The organism is Streptomyces sp. NPDC104309, assembly GCF_055584025.1.
The window spans coordinates 1-2,806 of record NZ_JBVJMV010000126.1 but is presented as its reverse complement, the minus strand read 5'-3'; the positions used below and the strand labels follow the sequence as shown (position 1 = coordinate 2,806).

The 2,806-nt window shown below is 62.1% G+C and carries 1 protein-coding gene and 2 pseudogenes; all 3 read right to left on the bottom strand.

Features of this window, described 5'->3' with window-relative positions; all coding sequences use genetic code 11:
* Window positions 1-77 precede the first annotated feature (77 nt).
* Entirely contained in the window at window positions 78-1,511 is a 1,434-nt protein-coding gene (locus ACZ68L_RS46745) for an Eco57I restriction-modification methylase domain-containing protein (protein WP_469591000.1), read from the bottom strand.
* 432 nt (window positions 1,512-1,943) lie between these two features.
* Window positions 1,944-2,176 (bottom strand): annotated as a pseudogene (locus ACZ68L_RS46740) (AraC family transcriptional regulator); the annotation flags it as partial.
* Window positions 2,177-2,525: 349 nt separating this feature from the next.
* Window positions 2,526-2,714: pseudogene (locus ACZ68L_RS46735) on the bottom strand (IS5/IS1182 family transposase); the annotation flags it as partial.
* Window positions 2,715-2,806 lie beyond the last annotated feature (92 nt).

Below are 2,806 nucleotides of genomic sequence, written 5' to 3'. Positions count from 1 at the left end.
CTCCGCGGAGCTTCTCCACCTCATCAAGATCCACGAGCCGCAGCATGCACCGCCACGACCACCAAGATCAAATCAACCTAACGAAGTACTACTAGCACCTTGATGTCCCACGTGTCCGACACAACGTAGTAGAGGTTGTGATGGGGATAGTAGCCACCTTCATCCAGTACTGGATGAATAGTCAGCTTCATGTCGGGCAGCAGCAGCTTCGGCCGGCTGGTCAGGCTCGCATCGATCTTGTCGATCGTCTTGTACCAACGTTCAGGCGTCTTCTTCGCTACGTAGCGGCCTTTGAGAGCAGTCCGATGCTGCTCGAAGTAAGCCTTCAGCCTGGGGTACCTGGCGAGGTCGACCAGCTCGCCGTCCTCGTCCCACGGGTTGACCATGTAGGTGCCGTGCCAATCCAAGTGCCCGCTCTTGGCATCCTTCACCATCGCCATGGGAAGAAGCCGATCCCGCTCCACGAGCGTCTCGTCCTCGGTGAGGAAGACAGCATCGGATCCGGTAGCAACGCCGATCCCGACCTTCGTCAATGTCTCTTCGAGCACGGGGAACCGGTCGTTCAGGTCCTCAAGCAGGGCGAGGCGTCCGGGACTTCCTGCCGGCCACGAGTCGGTGGCCGAGAACCAGTGCGGCAGTCGGGCCGCCTTGAAGCTGCTCGTGTCCGGAGCGGCGCACTCCTCATCGCCGATCCAACTCATCAGCCGACGCGCTTCGTCCGCCCCGAAGGACTTTGTGGTATCGACCGCAACAGACTCACCCTGCGGGCGATTATGCAGGATCGTGATCGCTGGGTAGGCCGAGACCTGCTCTTCGAAGGCATCGACATCGTGCATGGTCGCAACGAAATCCACGCTGAAGCGGTCGGCCACCAGCTTGCGCAATTCACGGCCGTACTGGTTGCGCATCCAGCGATCCGCACAGATGAATCCGAGTGCCCCACCGGGCGTGAGAGACCGGAGCCCCCTCTCGAAGAACCCGACATAGATATCGGAGCGGCCAACCATGGTTGGGTGACCCTTCCGGTAAAGCTGCATCCGCTGGTCCGGAACATCTTCCAAGCGAATGTATGGAGGATTCCCGACCACGAAGTCAGCTTGCCCCGCATCATCAAGGAGGTAATCCCCATGCTGAATCCACTGACTGACGATGATGTCAACCGTCTCGCGATCCCAGCCGTCCGAAAGAAGGACGTCCGCCACTGCCTCGCGACTCGCCTTCACGTTGCGACTCAGCAGGTCGAGAGCACGGACCCCCTCAACAGGCAGGTCCCGTTCAAGCTTGCGACACACCGCGCTCAGGCGCTCAACGATGCTGAGGAGAAATGCGCCGGAGCCGCAGGCGGGGTCAACGATGGTCAATCGATCAAGATCTCGGTCGGTGGTGTACCCGACAAGGTCGAGGATCATGTCGACGACCCATGGGCGAGTGTAGACCTCGCCGTTGGCCACGGCCTCGGCGGGGATGGCCTCGGCGTGGACAGTGGCGCTAGGTGAGCTGCTGAGAGACACACCCGTGAGGCTATCGTCCCCGCCCGCCGAGCTCACTGCGAGATGGGCATCCCCAAGCGCGCCTGCCGGACGGTCCGCTCCGCCCTTCGAATACCCGGTTTGAGGGATATGAACTGCAGCAGAGGCAACATTCGCCATATATGAAATCCTTTTTTGGGGGCCTGCGGTTTTTGCGATGAAACCACTGTGGCATGTATCGCAAGGATGTTTCCACTCTTACGCGTCTGCCTCCAGCGAACTTTCAATTCGTTGCAACTCCGGCCTCGAAATATATGACCTTGCGCTCTGTGGAGAGCAAATCGCTCGGTCCGCGAACGCTGATGTGGATGCGCTCAAAGCAAGTCCACGGACTCGTCGACACCAGGCTGGAATCAGGGCGGCGTCGTTCAGCGAGCCTTTTCAACGTGGCCACGATCGAGTGACGCCGGGGTCACGACGGCTCCTGTACGCCCGCGCCGCCAGCCTCTCCATGTCGAACTGCTCGTGGAGGTGCTCCAGCGCCCAGGCGACGACCTCGGTGAGCGGGTCGACGCCGATCTCCTCCGTTAAAGAGCTGTCGAGGTAGCGCCCTCCTGATCGCCCGAGCGGCGCGGCGGGACCACCAGTCGGCGGACCAGGGCCCCTGCCGCCTCGTTGCCGCGGTCCGTTCGCACGATGTGGAGAGAATCATCCTGATCGATGGAGGCCCGGGTGAGGCTTCGCACTGACGCGGTGGGTATATCCGCAAGTATGGACGCTGGCGCATGGATATCGCTGATAGCTACGGGGATCGTGCTACTCATCGGGGCGGGGCTCGTCTGCTACGAGCATTGGGGATCCGGCGTGAACCAGAGCCGGGAGTATGACCTCGGTCCGGACAACACCAGCGGCGGAGGCGGAGGCGGCTGACGCCCACGGTTCGGCCAAACCGCCTCAGCCCGAACCTGCCGCCGATCAGGACCGCACTGCAGCAGAGCATCGAACAACGGCCTAGAGCTCGTCGGACTCCCCTCGCGATAGATCGGTGCCTTGGGTTCAGCCTTGCCGCTCCAGGATGAGAACGGCTGCAGCGATTGACGACATTCGATTCGGGCTGCACCGGGCCTTGCGGAAGATCCGCCCCGACTTCAGCCGTGCGACACCACGCTCGACCGGAGCCCGTGCCGCGGACAGCACGCGGTTGACGGACTGTTGGGTGGGCGTGAGGCCACGGCCCGGTGGGCGTCCCCTCTCTGTCAGCCTTGGGTGAGACATCCCGTTCTGCGGGGTTAGCCTGAGAGGGCACGACAGGAGAACCGTCCCTTATGCCCAGCACA